An 18,562-nucleotide genomic window follows, 5' to 3' on the forward strand; every position below is an offset into this window, starting at 1 on the left:
CACTGAAATTTATGCTTTTTGTAAACCCCTACTTTACAACTTCAGAGACCACTATTTCTAGTGGTTGAGACAAACCTTTTGTAGGTATATCAGTGATTTCCGCAATCATATCGCCTGGCTGTGGAGTCACATCACCACTGAGGCTGATTCGGGCGCTGACTGAAACGGTCTCATAACCCGATAGACGGGCTTGAGGTGTCATCGCATTGGCATCACTTAACACCAACTCAACCGGCAAATCGGCCGCCGTTAAACGCACACCTGCCAGTGGCATACCACCCTCTAAAGGACGCGCAACAATGAAGACTGGCGTCTCTGCTGGTACATTAGCGAGCAGTTCAGCAGCCACTGAAACTTTTACGGGTATAGCCGCCATCGCAGGCATTTCGATATCGCTGACATCTTCACCCAAGGCGATTAACTCATTTCGAGCACGCTCAACGCCATTCTGTAACGACTGAGCAGAAGCACCATCGGCATTGATCAGCGCTTTTGACCAGAAGCCAATCGCATCGCGATAGGCCTTACGCTCAAAGGCATCGATTCCCAAAATGCCTAGTGCTGTGATTTCAAACGGTTCCGCCGCTAGCGTTTTATCAACTTGGTCACGAACTTCAGGCGTCATGCCACCGGCAACGAAGAACATAGACTGTGCCAACTGCCCCATCACCGTCGCATACTGAACATCCTGAGGTGTGAGGTAGGCTAAGGTATTTTGATAAGCCTCCAGCGCACCCTGATAATCTTGCTGGCCCATCAGAGTGCTGGCTAACAGATACCATCCTTCTGGGTTTGCGGGTTGTAGCTCCAGCTCTTTACGCAGCTGATCAATCGCTTCTTGCAGCGTGGGCTGACGACCATCAAAAGGATCCTCAGACATGTTCAGTGCCACTTCTAGCGCTGGTGCACTACCGACTTTGGCGTAAAGCCCTAATGAAGCAACCACCACCACTAACGCGATAAAAGAGGCAGCCATAAACTGTTTAGTTGAGATCGATTCGGAACTGAGCGAACGACTCTCCGTGCTGGCATCAATCAGCAAGTTCTTTTCAAGCTCTGTTTTAAGAACGGCAAAGTCTTCTTGTGACAATGATCCCGATGCGACCTCTTGCTCCAACTCCTGAAGACGATCTTTAAAGACTTCGACGTTATCGCGTTGCGGGTCAGAGGTAACGACCGTATCGACTTTATCTTTGAACTGTTTCCAAACCGGGTAGATAACAAACAGAATGGCTACGACCGATAACAGCGCAATACCCAACCACAAATACAACATTACTCTTTATCCTGTTTTAAAAGCGCATCGAGACGTGCCTGATCATCAGAGCTTAGCGCTGCCTCGCTCACTTTTCGACGCGAACGGCGCTGCCATACAACCGCTAAAATCACTAACACACCAAAGCCCAATACTAAAAACGGCCCATTCCATAGCAACCAGGTCTGGCTGTTCATTTTGGGGCGATAGAGAACAAAGTCACCGTAGCGAGTCACCATAAAATCGATGATGGTCTCATCTTCAGCACCCTCATCGATCATACGAAACACCTCGGTGCGTAGGTCTTTTGCGATGGGGGAGTCCGAATCGGCAATATTCTGGTTTTGACACTTAGGGCAACGCAGTTCAGCCGCTAAAGCATGAAAACGCTTCTCATCTTCCACTGATTTGAAGTTGTGGGTATCAATGGCTGCGAAGCTGGAGCTCGACAATAGAACCAACAGAAACAGTGCGCGAATCATGAAGCTTCACCCTTGATCGTCTCAATGACGGACGAGAGATCCTGCCAAACTGTTGCATCCACCGCACCAACATGACGGTAACGAATAACACCCTGCTGATCGATCACGTAGGTCTCTGGAGCACCGTAGACCCCTAGATCCAATCCGAGACGACCTTGGGGGTCAAAAACAACCTCTTTGTAAGGGTCTAGATAGCGACGTAACCAATCATTCGCTTTGGTTAAATCGTCTTTATAGTTGATGCCATAAATGGTGACACCCTGGCTGGCCAACTGATTAAGGAAGGCGTGCTCCTCTTTGCAGGTGGGACACCAAGTAGCCCAGACATTAACCAGTGCGATATCGCCTTTAAAATCGTCCACCGTCAGCTTGCGACTTGGATCAGTAACAGAGGTCAACTCAAACTCAGGCATCGGCTTGTTCAACAGTGCCGATGGCAGTTCACGCGGGTCTAGGTATAGACCCTTCCAAAGAAAGAAGCCTAAACCGATAAAGAGCGCCAGCGGTGCAAATAGAAACAGTTTCTTCATGACGACTCCTTAGGCCAATTTCGCATCGCGCTGCGACATCTTACGGTAACGTTTGTCCATCGCCGCAAGGAAACCGCCAAAAGTCATCAACAGACCGCCCAACCAGAGCCAGCGAACATAGGGCTTAAACTGCAGACGAATCGCCCAAGCACCATCCTCTAGAGGCTCACCCAGTGCCACATAGAGATCTCTGAATAGACCCGCATCAATCGACGCTTCGGTCATCACGTTGCCACGGGCAGTATAGAGACGCTTCTCGGGTGTCATGACTTCGTAGAGTTGACCATCCTGGTAGACGTTGATGACACCCTTGTCAGAGGTGTAGTTAGGTCCTTCAACGTGCTCGATACCTTTAAATTCAAAGACATATTGTCCAACCTCTTGGCGATCACCGGGCGCCATACGCAGATCACGATGTTCAGTAAACGCTGAGACCATCGCGATACCCACCGCAAGCACTGCCATACCCAAGTGTGCCAAATGCATACCCCAGTAAGCACGAGGTAGTTTCTTCAGAGAGGCAAAGAGTGAACCTGAACGCTTACCGGCACGATCGTATAGATCGACCAGTGCACAGAAGACGATCCAGTAGGCCAAGATAATGCCCACATAAGTCCAGTGATCCCAACCCTCGCCACCACGAATCATCATGGTTGCGACGCCAAAGACGACGGCAAGCACTAAAGGACCGATCAGACGTTTGAGCAGTTGAGATGCATCAGTTTGACGCCAGCGCACCAGCGCGCCGACACCCAGAGCCACCATCAGCAGAGCGCCTAGAGGAACCGTCAAAGCATTGAAGTAGGGAGGTCCAACCGACATTTTACCCATGCCCAGAGCATCAATTAGCAGAGGATAGAGGGTGCCTAGTAGCACAGTGAATGCGATGACTGTCAGTAGAACGTTGTTGACCAACAGCAGAGTTTCACGCGAGACCAAGGTAAAGCTAGAGTCACTCTTCACCTGAGCGGCACGAATGCCGTAGAGCAGAAGGGAACCCCCAATGGCCACTGCAAGCATCACCAGAATGTAGAAACCTCGTGCTGGATCCGATGCAAACGCATGCACCGAGGTCAGAACGCCGGAACGAACTAAGAAGGTTCCTAACAGGCTGAGCGAGAAGGCAAAGATCGCAAGCAGTAGCGTCCAGCTTTTGAAGACACCACGTTTTTCAGTGACTGCCAGACTGTGAATCAGTGCGGTGCCAACCAGCCAAGGCATTAACGACGCATTTTCGACCGGATCCCAAAACCACCAGCCGCCCCAGCCAAGTTCGTAGTAGGCCCACCAACTGCCCAGTGCAATTCCCAGCGTCAGGAACGCCCAAGCGACGTTAGTCCATGGACGTGACCAGCGAGCCCAAGCGGCATCCATACGTCCGCTCAACAGGGCTGCAACAGCAAAGGCAAACGCAACCGAGAAGCCAACATAGCCCATGTAGAGCATTGGAGGGTGAACAATCAAACCAAAATCTTGCAGCAGTGGGTTAAGGTCAGCACCCTGTGCCGGAGAACGAGGTAAAAGACGCTCGAACGGGCTTGAAGTAAAGATGACAAAAGACAGGAATCCGGTCGTGATGATGCCTAACACACCCAAAACTCGACCTATGATGTCCAAGGGCAAGGCTTTACTCTTCAGAGCAACAGCCAAAGTCCAGCCAGCAAGGGTGAGCACCCAAAGTAGAAGAGACCCCTCATGACCACCCCAGACAGCACTGACACGGTAGTACCAAGGTAGGGCCGTATTAGAGTTATTGGCAACGTACTCAACACTGAAGTCGTTGGTTAAGAAGGCGTAGACCAGAAAAGCAAAGGCCAGACCAACAAAAAAAGTTACACCGATCGTCAGCGGGCGAGCGTAGCTGACTAACAACAGGCTCGAACGCTGAGCACCTACCATCGGAACAACCGACAGCAGAATGCTTAAAAACATAGCTAAGATTAGAGAGTAGGTTCCCAGTTCGGCAATCACTTGTTGAACTCCTCTTTTGAAGGCATCGGCATCTTACCGCTCTTCTCTAACGCTTCTGCCACTTCAGGCGGCATGTAGTTTTCGTCATGCTTCGCAAGAACTTCAACGGCTTGCAGTGTGCCAGAGGCGTCAAGTTTACCCTGCGCAACAATGCCCTGCCCTTCACGGAACAGATCAGGAAGAATACCGCTGTACTCAATGGCAACCTTGTTCTCGTAGTCGGTCACCTCAAAGGTAACACGCAACGAGTTTGGATCGCGTTTCACACTGCCTTCAACGACCATGCCGCCGGCACGAATACGGGTGTCTGCAGGGGCTTCACCCTTGGCAATCTGAGTCGGAGAGTAGAATAGGTTAATGTTTTGACTCAGTGCATACATCGTCAGACCGATCGCGGCACTGGCGCCAAATACAATCATAAGAACAATGATTAATCGCTTTTTACGTTTTGGATTCATGACTTAACACTTTCACGTTGAATGCGGCGGCGAAGCGAACGACGAGTCTCGCGGCCTTGAATAATGGGCAGATAAAGGCAGAGTGCGATGGTCAGCAGACCCAGCCCATAACTTAACCAGACATACAGGCCATGACCGCCCATATTTAAAAAATCTGCAAAGGTTTCAAACGCCATAGTTCACCTAAAATTTGAGTTGGCTGTAAGGTAGTGTCATTTTCTGACGCAAACCTTAACTACCAAGAAGCTCTTTTACCCAGCCTGCACGGCGTTCGCGAGTTAAAATCTCATTACGAAGACGCAACATCATCGCTAGCCCAAACACTAAGTAGAGAGCGATCACCATCACCAGAAGTGGCATCCACATCTCAGCGGGCATGGCTGGTTTCTCTGTGATTTTAAAAGTGGCTGGCTGATGCAGTGTGTTCCACCACTCCACCGAGTATTTAATGATCGGAATGTTAACCAGACCCACTAACGCCAATACCGCCGTCGACTTAGCGGCTGTGGTTTCACTCTCAATAGCCGAGTTGAGCGCCATCACCCCCAAGTAGAGGAATAGAAGCACTAACATTGAGGTTAAACGCGCATCCCAAACCCACCAAGAGCCCCAGGTAGGCTTACCCCAAATAGCACCGGTTGCCAGAGCTAACACAGCGAGCGCAGCTCCCAGTGGCGCCACAGATTTGGCCACCATATCGGCCACTTTCATCTTCCAGATCAGGCCAATTGCACCGGCAATCGCCATCAACATATAGAAGCTCTGCGCCAGAATCGCCGTCGGTACATGCAGATAGATGATGCGGAAGCTATTGCCCTGCTGATAATCCGATGGCGCAAACGCTAGCCCCCACACCAGACCAATAACAAACAAAAGACCACCAATGGCCGCAAACCAGGGAATCAATTTACCGGTGATCGAGTAACACCAACGAGGTGATGCCAACTGATAGAACCAACGAGGTAACCAACTACTAGCCATAACTTTTATCCACTCACTGAAATTCGTAATGCCGCACCGGCTGCAATAGGCGCCAATGCCAATGCTAATGCCAACATAGCCCCCAACAGCGCCAGATAACCATCTAGGGGCAAACCTGTTACTGCTGCTTGTACGGCGCTAGAGCCAAAAATGAGCACCGGAATATACAAGGGCAAAACCAACAGAGAGATCAACACGCCACCACGACGCAGACCCACCGTCAGTGCTGCACCGATCGCACCGATCAGTGACAGCGTTGGAGTGCCCAACAACAGACTGAGCATCAACCCGGGCATCCCCTCCGAAGGCAAGAACAACATCACACCCAAAAGGGGTGCCACTAAAGTCAACGCCAAACCTGATAGCAACCAGTGAGCTAACACTTTGGATAGCACCACTAAAAAGACTGGCTGAGGTGATAGCAGCAACTGCTCTAACGAGCCATCTTCGTAGTCCGATTTAAATAGGGTCTCCATCGACAACAGTGTTGCCAACAGAGCCGCTACCCAGACCAGACCGGGAGCTAGCTGAGAGAGAAAATTCGGCTCTGGGCTAACTCCGATGGGAAAGAGTGACGCGACAATTAAAAAGAAGATCAGCGGATTCACCAGTTCGCTTTTGCGACGAAACGCGAGCGTAAGATCACGTCTAAAGGTCTGCTTAAACAGCTGTAGAGTGGAACTCATTATGACCACTCCCGTTGAGACGAGGCGAAGTGTTCAACATTGATGGTATGCAGAGGAATCTCTGCACTAAGATCCTGGTGCGTAGTCATAATGACACTGCCACCCGCTTGAATGTGCTCAACCATTAACGCCTCTTTCGCTGCCACACCAATTTTATCGATTGCTGTAAACGGCTCATCGAGTATCCAGAGTTTCGCTCTGCTCATATAGAGTTTTGCCAGTGCGATACGACGCTTCTGACCGGCGGAAAGCTGATGCGCAGGAACATCTTCAAACCCTTTCAAACCCACACTCTCTAGTGCTTGTTGCGCTCGACTAGCGTCCAAAGAGGGGTGTAATGCACACTGCCAATGCAGATTCTCCTCTGCCGTCAACATGGAACTGACACCGGCTTGGTGACCTATGTATAGTAGTTCTGATAGGAATTGTTCACGCACCTCATCCATTGGCTCACCGCGCCAATAGAGCTCACCTTCATAATGGGAGCTGAGACCACACAAAATACTCAGCAGCGTCGTTTTACCGGAGCCATTGCGTCCTTCAACCTGCCAGATTTCACCTTCGGAGACAGTCAGCTGTAGATGATCGAACAGAATACGATCATCACGCTCACAAAATAGGGATTGGGCTGTTAAAAGCGCCTGCGCCACAAAGACTCCAAAAGGTTAGCAAATTACAATTCGCGAAATTATAACCTTATTACCATCTGTAGTCAGGTAGAGATAGCAGTTAAAGCGGAGTATCGCCGTGCTTGAGACGGACATACATCAACGCTACGGAGATTGCGTCACCTAACGCCGTATGACGTTGAATCATAGGCATATTCAGTTTGTCAGCAATAGTGTCGAACCGCAGGTCGACATCACCCCCAACGTGACGCCACTTAATGATGTCGTGATAGACGTGCGACAGCTCGATCGCCTTATTAGGAAGACCAAAGCCAAACGCAGGACGCAAGAACTTATCGAGCATGCGAATATCGTAGTTGACGTAGTAGCCGAGGATGGGGCGATTACCGACAAACTCCAACACCTGCTCCAGCGCCTCCTCAATGGAGACACCGTCGGCCAGATCGGCTGCGCGGATTTTATGGATTTTGATCGATTCAGCCGTCAAATCAGCCGGTGGTTTCAATTTAATATCAAGACGATCACTGGTCTTTACGCGCTTACCTTTGATTTTGACGGCGCCAATCGACAGTATTGATGCCTCGCTGACATCAAGACTGGTTGTCTCACAATCTAACGAGACAACCTCATCACCCTCATACTGATCAAAAAGAGAGACCCAACGCGGATCTTTAACCGCACGTTTGTCTTTAAATTTGCGTATAGCACGAGGCAATATCATGTTTAACCAATATCCTTTTGGTTCAGAAGCACTATTCAGCTTAGCTCGACAGATGGAATCGGGACGTTAGTGATTTCTTAAAGCTTTTCACGACTAACAGAGCATCCCTTAACAACTCTCTATCCATTTTATTCAATTGTTGCAACTCAATGATATTAGGCGTTGGGTCAATACCATCCTCTGCCTGCTCTGCACGACGGATCTGCTGACGCAGACGAATGTTCACAAACAGACCTAGTGCTTCTGAGATATCTTTAGAGACACTCTCTTGCATTACCCCTGCATCGACCAGGGCCTCTAAACGCTCAAAGGTATTGGTAGCAAGGATTCTCTGCTCAAGCGCGAAGGTTCTTACGCCATGAACAATAGGAAAAATTCCGCCCTTCTTGATATCCAACTCTCCACGCTCTTTTAAATTGCCAAAGAAGGTTAACGGTGTATCAAACTCAACCGCCGCTTTAGCAAAATGCGAGAAGAACAGATCATTGTTACGCATAGTACGCAGGAACCAGTTTCGAGCCACTTTAAACAGTGCTACGTTACCCGCGACCGGCTTGGCATCCACCGCTATCGCCAGTCGCATCTGGTCCTCGGGATCGCTGCTCATCGACCAGTCCTGCAGTTTCTGGGTCCAGTCATCGACTGAATTGATCCACTCAGGGTTAGAGACCATGATATTGCCGGGACAAGGCGGGAAGCCAAACGAAATTAACGTCTCACTAAAGCGCTGCATGGTCTGTCGCTTTTCAGCCCAGTTAAGGCCATTACGAAAGATCAACGCGTTGTCTTGATCCGTCTTCATGATCTGCTCACCGCGACCTTCAGACCCCATCACAATCAAGCAGACGTGAGGCTGCATATCGGCCGGCACCACCAGATCAAACAGCTTAGCGATGATCCGTTTATTCATCGCCGCAAGAAGATCCATAGTAAAACGAATACGAACACCGGTAGAGATCAGCGCTTTGATGAGGTTGTTCAACCCTGTTGCTGCCTCTCTGAGATCCTCTATCGTACTGGCTCGCTCAAGGCGCAGACCAATCACGTGCGAGTGACTAGAGAAGTAGGAGAGCACGTCCGTCAGTTGCACCACGCCAACCAGGGTATCGCCCTCCATGACAACCACACGCTCGATCTGTTGCTGCGTCATAATGACCAAAGCGTTAAAAAGGAAGTCATCCGGCTTACAGGTGATCAATCGATAGGTCGCGATGGTCGCAACATCCTCATCGACTGAACCATCATTGAGAACAATAGCATTGAGAATATCGGTACCAGTCACCATACCAATACGACTACCACGACGAACTAAGACCGAATCCGACTTAGTCTCGCGCATCAGTTGAGTCGACTCTTTAATGCTAGTCCCTTCATTAACGATCAGAGGGTCACGAACCACCGCCTCTTCTATCGTCGCCAGCATAAACTCAGCCATATCCTGGCCTTCGCCCTGCTGCGCAACGATTTCTGATTTCGCGGCTAGATTTTGTTGGAAATAGTCGGCAAAACCGGGATTCGAGTCGATCAGCTCAAGCAGGATATCGGTCGAGAAGATATGACAGATCGTCTCCTCTTCAGCGGTAAAGTTATGAATGGCAGAGCCATGCATCGCGGACCAACCACCAAAGTAGTCCTCATTTTCGTAGTGCATGAAGACGTGTAGCATCTCATCATCTTCATCCTGAGGCTCACTCTCTGCTACGCGACCTCGAAAGACCACATAGACACCTTCTGACTGATCACCCGCTTTAATGATCACCTCACCAGATTGGTAGTAGCCGATATCAAGATTGGAGCGCAAGAACTCCTGTTCGGACTCAGTCAGCAGGCTAAAAGGGAGATTCCCCATCTTAAAAGAATCAGGCATTGGACCCTCACTTCGGTCGTCGAATAATCAATTGAGTATTGCGCGTTTTAGAAAAAATTGCAGGAACTCAAATCAACTTTTTCTGAAAAGCGTCACGGTTTTAGTTTCACTAAATTCGTTCCTACAAAGTTAGGTTGTAGGAGGGAATTGGCGCGCAGCGACAAACCCCGACATCTATACAAAGCCACCATCGGCAATTAAAAAAGGCGCCCCGAAGGACGCCTTTCTCATTGTCAGCTAGCTCTTAGTGAGACTGAGCTGCGCCCGCACCACGTGGGATACGGATGTCTTCAACGATCTGCTGGATTTCAGCAGGTGGCTCAGCTGTCATAGAAGAGACAACTTTAGCCACAACGAAGTTCAGGATCATACCCACAGTACCGAAGCCCTCTGGAGAGATACCGAACCACATTTCGTCTTTAGTGCCGCCCATGAACTTGAAGTACACGATGTAAGCCATAGTCGATACGATACCAACGACCATACCAGCGACTGCACCTTGAGTGTTCATGCGCTTGCTGAAGATACCCATTAGGATCGCAGGGAATACAGAACATGCTGCTAGACCGAATGCCAATGCAACAACCTGTGCTACGAAGCCTGGAGGGTTAACACCGAAGTAACCAGCCACAAGAATCGCAACGACTGCTGCACCACGTGCGTATAGAAGCTCCTGCTTGTCGGTGATGTTCGGATTGATGGTTTTCTTCATCAAGTCGTGCGAGATCGATGTCGAGATTACCAACAGAAGACCCGCTGCTGTTGATAGTGCCGCTGCCACCGCACCTGCTGCCACTAGAGCGATTACCCAAGCTGGAAGCTGAGCGATCTCTGGGTTAGCAAGTACCATGATGTCACGGTTAACTGTTAGCTCGTTTGCATCTGTTTTGCTGTAGAAAACAACGCCATCGTTGTTTTTGTCTTCCCACTTGATAAGACCAGTGTTTTCCCAACGAGCGAACCACTCAGGGATGTCTTCGTATTTAACACCCGTGTTAGCAACGCCAGAAGCCGCAGTTTCAGCAGTACCGTTTACAGTCTGGATTAGGTTTACGCGACCGAAGCCCGCAACACCTGGTACAGATGTGTAAAGGATAGCGATGAAGATAAGCGCCCAACCAGCTGAGATACGCGCATCTTTTACGCGAGGTACAGTGAAGAAGCGAACGATTACGTGAGGAAGACCTGCAGTACCACACATTAGTGCAGCCGTCATGAAGAATAGGTCAACCGTAGTTTTAGAACCTGCAGTGTACTGAGCAAAACCTAGCTCAACAGACAATGCATCCAGAGTCGCAAGTACTGACTGACCGCTCTCCAGAGTTGCACCTAGTGCAGTCTGTGGAAGGAAGTGACCAGTTACCTGAACTGATAGGAAGATCGCAGGAACCATGAATGCAAGAATCAATACACAGTACTGAGCAACCTGAGTGTAAGTAATACCCTTCATACCGCCTAGTACAGCGTAGAAGAATACGATCGCCATACCGATGATTACACCAGTATTGATGTCTACGTGTAGGTAACGTGAGAATACGATACCAACGCCGCGCATCTGGCCAGCTACGTATGTGAACGAGATGATGATGGTACAGATAACCGCAATCGTACGAGCAGTGTTGCTGTAGTAACGATCACCGATGAAGTCAGGCACTGTGAACTTACCAAACTTACGTAGGTAAGGTGCAAGTAGCATCGCTAGTAGTACGTAACCACCTGTCCAACCCATTAGGTAGGCAGAAGCATCACGACCGATGAACGATACGATACCCGCTAGTGAGATGAACGATGCAGCTGACATCCAGTCCGCAGCAGTCGCCATACCGTTTGCAACTGGTGGTACACCACCGCCTGCAACGTAGAACTCTTTAGTTGATCCGGCACGTGCCCAGATCGCAATACCAATGTAAAGGGCGAAAGAGCCACCTACAAATAGAAACGTTAACGCGTCAAGACTCATGATTTACTCCTTACTCGTGAACGTCATATTTTTCGTCAAGTTTGTTCATGCTAGACACGTAAGCCCAGATCAACGCGACGAATACAAAGATTGAACCCTGTTGAGCAAACCAGAATCCTAGCGGGAAACCGAAGAATTGGATTTGATCAAGAGCATCGACGAATAGCACACCGCATCCAAACGATACGACGAACCAGATCGCCATGTAGGTGATAATAATGCGAAGGTTCTCACCCCAGTATGCCTGCGCATTTTCTTTGGTCATTGACATAACCTATCCCTTTACAAGTTGTTGTTATAAACAAAAAGGCTGTGATTACCACAGTTGTAGACATCATACCTAAGCCATCTCCCTAAAAGGAGAGCAACTTTAGTCGCACAGACTTAAGTAAGTGGCTGATTTTAATGATTTTTCAAACTTTTAGATATACCTTTATAACCAAAATTACATCAAAAACACTGTTTTTAAGCATTAAACTGAAACTTTTGGTCGAAACGGCACAAATCGTTAGAATGCAGGCAACTGTTGTTAGGAATCACACCATGCTATCAGGTCTATCCGTCACCCTCATCGCTTTAGGCTACCTTGGCCTACTCTTTGCGATCGCTTACTTGGGCGATCGAAGTCGTGCCGGGAAGAGCTGGGCGGGCAACCCGATCATCTATTCTCTCTCCTTAGCGGTTTACTGTTCATCTTGGACCTTCTATGGTGCCGTCGGACGAGCTCATACCACTGGTTGGGAGTTTTTGGCGACCTATATAGGGCCGGTCATTGTCTTCATTTTGGGCTGGCAGGTCATCGAAAAGATCAGTCGTGTCAGTAAACAGCAGAACATTACTACTATCTCCGACTTTATCTCGTCACGTTACGGCAAAAGTCAAACCATCGCCGTTCTGGTTACAGTCATAGCGGTGTTGGGAACCATTCCCTACATCGCACTTCAGCTAAAAGCGGTTGCAGTGAGTTACAACGCGATTGCGCCTGCTGCGACCGAGGCACTGAGCAAAGGTAGTGATACCGCCCTTGTAGTAGCACTAACAATGGCCCTATTCGCGATTCTGTTTGGTACTCGCCATATCGATGCCACTGAGCACCATCAGGGTTTGGTATTAGCCGTTGCGTTTGAGTCGGTCATCAAATTGACCGCCTTCCTTGCGGTCGGTTTCTTTGTCACCTTTGAATTCTATGGTGGTGTAGAGCAGACCGTTGCCAGCGTTCAATCGCAACTGCACTCGATAAACTTTTCAGGTTCACTGTTTGCGGGGAGTTTCTTAACTGAAATTCTGTTGGCCTGTGGGGCGATCATCTGTCTACCACGCCAGTTCCACGTGACCATTGTCGAGAACATCAAACACAACAACCTTAGAATCGCCCGCTGGCTCTTCCCCACTTACCTATTCCTGCTAGCGCTATTTGTTCTGCCCATCGCGTCGGCCGGTGCTATCTCACTGCCAACCTTCGCGCTTAACCCGGACTCTTGGGTACTGACCTTACCGTTAAGCCAGGGCTATCCTGGACTGGCAACCTTTGCCTTTATCGGTGGCCTATCAGCGGCGACCAGTATGGTTATCGTGGCCTCTATTACTCTGGCTACCATGGTCTGTAACGACATAGTCATTCCTATTCTGCTGCGCATTCCGAGTCTTCGCATTGCAGAGAGCAAAGATCTTGGCCGACTACTGTTAAGTGTGCGCCGTATCACCATCTTCATGCTTCTGTTGATGGGCTACTTCTACTACCGAATTTTGGGGGACCAGGGTTCCCTCGCCTCCTTTGGTCTACTCGCCTTTGTCGCAGCGATTCAATTCTTACCCAGTATCATCGGTGCGTTGTACTGGAAAGAGGGCAACCGAAGCGGTGCCATTGCTGGCTTAGTAAGCGGCTTTGCACTCTGGTGCTATACGCTAGTCTACCCTGTATTCGAAGTCGCCAATTTAGTTCCTGATACACTGATACGTGACGGTGTCATTCCAACTTGGTTACAACCAACCTCCCTATTTGGAATTCAAGGAATTAACCCACTGACTCATGGTGTCATCTGGTCTCTGGGCATTAACATTCTGGCCTACTACCTAGTATCCAACCTAACGCGCGCCCGCTTGGTGGATCGTATTCAGGCCAGTGCATATGTCGATAGCCGACGCGATGAAACAACAGAGCCAGGCCGTCAGACGACACCCGTCACCATCAGCGACCTGCAGATGCTTGCCGAGCGTTTCTTGGGCATTCGCCGCACACAAGAGGCGATGAACGAGTATTGGAGCAGTCGCGATGAAGAGCCATTGCCAGCGGGTGTCAAAGCGGATAACGAACTGATTCAATACATCGAACGCTTACTGGCCGGTGTGATCGGTGCGTCTTCAGCTCGAATCGTCATGGACTCGACACTGCGCGGTAAAGATATGCAGATTGGCGATGTCGTTGCGATTGTTGATGAGGCATCACAGGCACTGCGTTTCAACAAATCGCTGCTACAGTCGACCATTGAGAACGTCTCTCTGGGCATCAGCGTAGTCGATCAGAAGTATCGTCTGGTTGCATGGAACCAAAAGTTCATCGACATGTTCGACTACCCAGAAGAGCTAATTAGCGTCGGCCGCCCCATCGAGGAGATTATCCGTTTCAACGCGGTTCATGGTGAGTATGGATTCTCTGGAAACTCCATCGATGAACAGGTTGAACAGCGCATGCAGCTGCTGCGTTCTGGCAAACCGCACGGGTTTGAACGTTATCGCCCGAACGGCCAAGTGTTAGAGGTACGCGGTAACCCGATGCCCGATGGCGGTTACGTCAACACCTACATGGATATTACCGAGCACAAGCGTGTCGAAGACGCACTGCGTGAGAGTGAGCAGAACATCCGCGTCTATACCGACAACGTGCCGGTCATGATCAGCTATCTCGATCCGGAGCAGAACTACCTATTCGTCAACAAAGCGTTTGCTGATGGCGTTGGCATTAACCGACATACCATTGCCGGCACACCTAGTCATACCATCATGCCTAAAGATCAGTATGAGTTGCGCCAGCCGTTCGTGAGACGTGTATTGCAGGGTGAACGTGTCAAATTTGAAGCTCGCTTACCGACCCAAGACGATTCACTGCGCTTTGCTGAGTTAACGATGATTCCGCACATTGGCGAGTACGGGGACATCTTGGGTTACTTCACACTTTACCAAGATATCACAGAGCGCCGTAATGCCGAGATCGCTCTGCAAGAGACTAATGAAAACCTTGAGAAACGTGTTGAAGAGCGCACCCAAGCGGTATCCCTAATTAACAAAGAGCTGCGCAAAGAGAACACCGTCCGTGCGCTAATGGAAGATGAACTACGCCAGGCCAAATCGGATGCTGAAGCGGCCAACTTAGGTAAAACACGATTCTTGGCTGCGGCCAGCCACGACCTGCTGCAACCACTGAATGCGGCTCGTCTCTTCACATCGGCGCTGGCTCAACAGAGTCACCAGAACGAGACCGCACAGTTGGTTGATAACTTGGATGGTGCTCTGCGATCAGCGGAAGAGCTCATTACTGCCATACTGGACATCTCCAAGCTGGATGCCGGTGCGCTAGAGCCCAACATGACTCACTTCTCTGTCCAAAACGTCTTCTCGAACCTGGATACTGAATTCACCGCTATGGCGGAGAAGAAAGGGCTGAAATTCAAGAGTATCGACTGCAAAGCGGTGGTGCATTCAGATCAAACACTACTGCGTCGTATTCTGCAGAACTTCATCTCAAATGCGATCCGCTACACCAACTCGGGCCGAGTACTGCTGGGTGTTCGCCACCACAGCAAGTTTATCCGCATTGAAGTATGGGATACCGGTGTCGGCATTGCAGAGGATAAGATCTCTGAAGTCTTTGAAGAGTTTCGTCGCATCGACAACCCACGCCACTCAGAGGTACAGGGTCTCGGATTAGGCTTGGCGATTACAGAACGTATCGCCAAGATGCTGAAGCATAAGCTGAATGTTCGATCCTGGCCGACCAAAGGCACGGTCTTCAGTGTTGATGTTCCGCTGGGCGACCCTGCACTTGCTGTGAAGCAGAAACCACAACAGCGTGGCTGGATCCGCTCGAAAGGCCTAAACGGCGTCAACGTATTGGTGATCGATAACGAACCGAAGATCCTAGAGGGGATGACCGCGCTACTTACAGGATGGAGCTGTGAAGTACGAACCGCCCTCTCCATTCAGGCGGCCGTTGAAACCTGCAGCGAAGGTTCATTCACACCCGACATCATGCTGGTCGATTACCACCTTGGCGAGACCGATACCGGCATCATGGCACTGCAAGAGCTAGCTGAACTGGGTCTAGGCGATGTACCAGCGATCATCATCACCGCCGACCGAACCGACGAGGTCAAAGCTGAGATAACAGAACACGGCGCGATACTGCTGAACAAACCGGTCAAACCAGCCGCTCTGCGCCAGCTGATCAGCAAAAACGTCTCGAAGTAGCTGTTGGAGCGGTCTTAAACTTGTTGTTGGAGCGGTCTTAAAAAGGCCGCGATTTTTTGGTGGCGGTGTCTGCCCTTCAGCCTGACACAGTAAACCTGGGTCTGACCTCCGGTCTGACCCGGTGACACTTCAGCGTCACACCCCAGCCTTCCAACCAGACGTTATCGGATAACGTCGATCACGGCCAAAGCCACGATTGGTAATACGCGTTCCGATCGGCGCTTGGCGACGTTTATACTCATTAATATCGATTAGACGAATCACTCGCAGTACATCGGCTTCGTTGTACCCCTCAGCAATAATCATCTCTGCGCTGTAATCATGCTCGACGTACATCTCGATGATCGCATCCAACTGATCGTAATCTGGCAAGCTGTCTTGGTCTGTTTGATCTGGACGAAGTTCAGCCGAGGGTGGACGAGTGATGACACGCTCTGGGATGACCGGGCTGATCGTATTGCGGTAACGCGATAGCTCATAGACCAGAGTTTTCGGAATATCTTTAAGGACACAGAAACCACCCGCCATATCACCGTACAAGGTCGAATAACCAACGGCCGTTTCCGATTTATTGCTGGTCGTCAGAACGAGGTAGCCTTTCTTGTTGGAAATCGCCATTAACAAGACACCCCGACAGCGTGCTTGCAGGTTCTCTTCCGTTGCATCGACCTCTGTGCCAGCAAATTCGCCCGCCAACTCCTGCATGAATGCTTCATACATCGGTTCAATCGAGATCACTGAGTGGCGAATGCCTAGAGCCTCTGCTTCCAGTGCAGCATCTTCGACACTGATAGAGGAGGTGTACTTAAACGGCATCATGACACACTCAACGCGATCCGGACCCAAGGCATCCACAGCAACTGCAGCCGTTAATGCCGAATCGATACCGCCAGAGAGGCCAAACACTACCCCCTTAAAGCCGTTCTTGTTAACGTAATCGCGTACACCCATTACCAACGTTTGGTAGACCATGCTGTATCGATCAGCTTCGGGCGTTGAAGGCTGTAGCGGCTCAACAGCACCCGATTCAAGATCGATAGAGACCTTGTAGATACCCTCCTCATGATGAGGGGCCATGTAGGCTAGCTGCCCAGTGAAATCCACGACCTGCGAACCACCATCAAAGACCAACTCATCCTGCGCACCCACTTGGTTTACATAGACAATCGGTGCATTGGAAGTAGTTGCACGGTCTTGTAATACCTCAGTACGCTCATTGGTTTTACCCATGTGATAGGGCGATGCATTTGGTACAAGAATCGCTTTAACACCAGCCTCGGCCTGACGTTGAGTCGGCTCTTTCTCCCAAATATCGGCACAGATTTGCAACCCTAAAGTGTGACCCTTGTACTCAAACACACCGTCATTAGTGTGCGGTTCAAAGTAGCGATCTTCATCAAATACACGGTAGTTTGGCAGATGCTGTTTGGCATACTCGATCAACACCTCACCATCCTCAATGATGGCCGCCATATTGCGTAACTCGCCCTCTTTTTCAGCTGGATAGCCCACCAACAGAGCGATGCCACGGACCTCAGTTTTCAAGCGATTTAGAGCTTCATCAACTCGACGCTTAAGACTTGGACGCAGCAGCAAGTCTTCGGGCGGATAACCAGTAATCGACAACTCAGAAAAGACGATAATATCCGTGTCACCTTGAGACGCTGCATCCATAGCAGCATCGATCATCTTTTGTGTATTACCCGGAATATCACCGACAAGAAAATTGATTTGAGCGAGCGCGACGACAAGTTGTTGAGACATAAAGCGATCTGAAATCTTCAAATTAAATAGATTGCCAAAGTATACGCACATCCCCCGTAGGAGGGAATTTGAGCAAAGCGAAAAAGCCCGAAAATTCATTCATGGCGACTGGCTTCAGCCTATCACCACCCCAATAAAAAGCACCCTGTTGGAGCTTTCTCAAAGAGGAAGCGATCAGGTGACTGGTTTTAACCTGTCATCCGCACCATGGAAAAACACACCCTGTAGGAGGCCTCCCAAAGGGACGCCGACCGCTTTTAGATATGGTGACTGGTTTTAACCTGTCATCCGCACAATCACCCATACTTTCACTCCCGACAAAACCCCGGCAAATACTTACTAGGAATCAACGACTCATCCGAATCATCACTAATACAACGCCAAGTCGTCGGAAAATCCGGATTCTCCGCCCGCAACACAAACCGCCGCCCTTCCAGCTCATCAATATTGGCAATCGATACCCGAATCTCGCCGGCAGTATGGCTCCACCAGGCATTTTTCACATAAGCAGAGTTATCACCAAAATACTCATTACTGACGCCTAACTCACTCAATGCAGTACTCCAGTGAAGCCCAGCTAACCCGGAAGTATCACCATTCGCGATGGCATAATCAACCAGCGCCAGCTTAATTGGCTCCGTTGCTCCCAAAGCATCCATCAACTTGGTACGAACCGTGAACTGAGTATACGCAGGCAGCGCAATTGAAGAGAGAAGAGCGATGATCACGACTGCGATCATCAGTTCGATGAGGGTGTAGCCACCCGTCCTTGGGTTTGGCTTTCTTTCCATTTT

At 49.8% G+C, this 18,562-nt stretch carries 16 protein-coding genes; 1 reads left to right on the forward strand and 15 read right to left on the reverse strand.

The window, feature by feature from the left end; all coding sequences use genetic code 11:
• Positions 1 to 28: 28 nt before the first annotated feature.
• The 13 genes from ccmI to XMD579_RS01940 all read right to left on the reverse strand — a co-directional run bounded on the left by ccmI (position 29) and on the right by XMD579_RS01940 (position 11,805).
• A complete protein-coding gene (gene ccmI / locus XMD579_RS01880; protein ID WP_173488517.1) occupies positions 29 to 1,276 on the reverse strand; it encodes a c-type cytochrome biogenesis protein CcmI in 1,248 nt (415 codons plus the stop codon).
• The gene (locus tag XMD579_RS01885; RefSeq protein WP_173505728.1) at positions 1,276 to 1,737 is read right to left on the reverse strand and encodes a cytochrome c-type biogenesis protein; all 462 of its coding nucleotides are present in this window, start codon (positions 1,735 to 1,737) and stop codon (positions 1,276 to 1,278) included. The genes ccmI and XMD579_RS01885 overlap by 1 nt, the downstream gene beginning before the upstream one ends.
• Positions 1,734 to 2,267, reverse strand: coding sequence for a DsbE family thiol:disulfide interchange protein (locus XMD579_RS01890; protein WP_173480389.1), 534 nt, complete (start codon positions 2,265 to 2,267; stop codon positions 1,734 to 1,736). The genes XMD579_RS01885 and XMD579_RS01890 overlap by 4 nt, the downstream gene beginning before the upstream one ends.
• Before the next feature lie 9 nt (positions 2,268 to 2,276).
• Positions 2,277 to 4,238 (reverse strand): heme lyase CcmF/NrfE family subunit, encoded by a 1,962-nt coding sequence (locus tag XMD579_RS01895; protein WP_173488515.1) that lies wholly within the window; start codon positions 4,236 to 4,238, stop codon positions 2,277 to 2,279.
• Positions 4,235 to 4,696 carry a cytochrome c maturation protein CcmE gene (gene ccmE / locus XMD579_RS01900; protein ID WP_173480387.1) on the reverse strand — a complete coding sequence of 154 codons (462 nt, stop codon included), beginning with the start codon at positions 4,694 to 4,696 and terminating at the stop codon, positions 4,235 to 4,237. Before ccmE ends, XMD579_RS01895 begins: the two co-directional genes overlap by 4 nt.
• On the reverse strand, positions 4,693 to 4,872 hold the full coding sequence (gene ccmD / locus XMD579_RS01905) for a heme exporter protein CcmD (RefSeq protein ID WP_173480386.1): 180 nt from the start codon (positions 4,870 to 4,872) through the stop codon (positions 4,693 to 4,695). Before ccmD ends, ccmE begins: the two co-directional genes overlap by 4 nt.
• A 55-nt stretch (positions 4,873 to 4,927) precedes the next feature.
• Positions 4,928 to 5,677, reverse strand: coding sequence for a heme ABC transporter permease CcmC (ccmC, locus tag XMD579_RS01910; RefSeq protein ID WP_173480385.1), 750 nt, complete (start codon positions 5,675 to 5,677; stop codon positions 4,928 to 4,930).
• A gap of 5 nt (positions 5,678 to 5,682) precedes the next feature.
• Positions 5,683 to 6,363 carry a heme exporter protein CcmB gene (ccmB, locus tag XMD579_RS01915; RefSeq protein ID WP_173505729.1) on the reverse strand — a complete coding sequence of 227 codons (681 nt, stop codon included), beginning with the start codon at positions 6,361 to 6,363 and terminating at the stop codon, positions 5,683 to 5,685.
• The gene (gene ccmA, locus XMD579_RS01920; RefSeq protein ID WP_173505730.1) at positions 6,363 to 7,013 is read right to left on the reverse strand and encodes a cytochrome c biogenesis heme-transporting ATPase CcmA; all 651 of its coding nucleotides are present in this window, start codon (positions 7,011 to 7,013) and stop codon (positions 6,363 to 6,365) included. Before ccmA ends, ccmB begins: the two co-directional genes overlap by 1 nt.
• Positions 7,014 to 7,092: 79 nt before the next feature.
• Positions 7,093 to 7,713, reverse strand: a complete 621-nt coding sequence (locus tag XMD579_RS01925) for a 3'-5' exonuclease (RefSeq protein ID WP_173480382.1) — start codon at positions 7,711 to 7,713, stop codon at positions 7,093 to 7,095.
• Between the two features lie 40 nt (positions 7,714 to 7,753).
• Positions 7,754 to 9,580, reverse strand: coding sequence for a DUF294 nucleotidyltransferase-like domain-containing protein (locus tag XMD579_RS01930; RefSeq protein ID WP_173482869.1), 1,827 nt, complete (start codon positions 9,578 to 9,580; stop codon positions 7,754 to 7,756).
• Positions 9,581 to 9,824: 244 nt separating this feature from the next.
• Positions 9,825 to 11,540 carry a sodium:solute symporter family protein gene (locus XMD579_RS01935; protein ID WP_173482870.1) on the reverse strand — a complete coding sequence of 572 codons (1,716 nt, stop codon included), beginning with the start codon at positions 11,538 to 11,540 and terminating at the stop codon, positions 9,825 to 9,827.
• A 10-nt stretch (positions 11,541 to 11,550) separates the two neighbouring features.
• On the reverse strand, positions 11,551 to 11,805 hold the full coding sequence (locus XMD579_RS01940) for a DUF4212 domain-containing protein (protein ID WP_173482871.1): 255 nt from the start codon (positions 11,803 to 11,805) through the stop codon (positions 11,551 to 11,553).
• Positions 11,806 to 12,083: 278 nt separating this feature from the next.
• Here XMD579_RS01940 and XMD579_RS01945 point away from each other — a divergent pair, with 278 nt between their 5' ends.
• Positions 12,084 to 16,004, forward strand: coding sequence for a NahK/ErcS family hybrid sensor histidine kinase/response regulator (locus XMD579_RS01945; RefSeq protein ID WP_173505731.1), 3,921 nt, complete (start codon positions 12,084 to 12,086; stop codon positions 16,002 to 16,004).
• 135 nt (positions 16,005 to 16,139) lie between these two features.
• Here the strand turns inward: XMD579_RS01945 and XMD579_RS01950 are convergent, their stop codons facing one another.
• Together XMD579_RS01950 and XMD579_RS01955 are read right to left on the reverse strand one after the other, a co-directional pair.
• Entirely contained in the window at positions 16,140 to 17,768 is a 1,629-nt protein-coding gene (locus XMD579_RS01950) for an NAD+ synthase (protein WP_173495185.1), read from the reverse strand.
• Between the two features lie 308 nt (positions 17,769 to 18,076).
• Complete coding sequence (locus XMD579_RS01955; RefSeq protein ID WP_173505865.1) at positions 18,077 to 18,559, reverse strand: prepilin-type N-terminal cleavage/methylation domain-containing protein; 483 nt, start codon at positions 18,557 to 18,559, stop codon at positions 18,077 to 18,079.
• Positions 18,560 to 18,562: the final 3 nt, after the last annotated feature.

It is taken from the genome of Marinobacterium sp. xm-d-579 (genome assembly GCF_013282935.1).
GTDB lineage: Bacteria > Pseudomonadota > Gammaproteobacteria > Pseudomonadales > Balneatricaceae > Marinobacterium_E.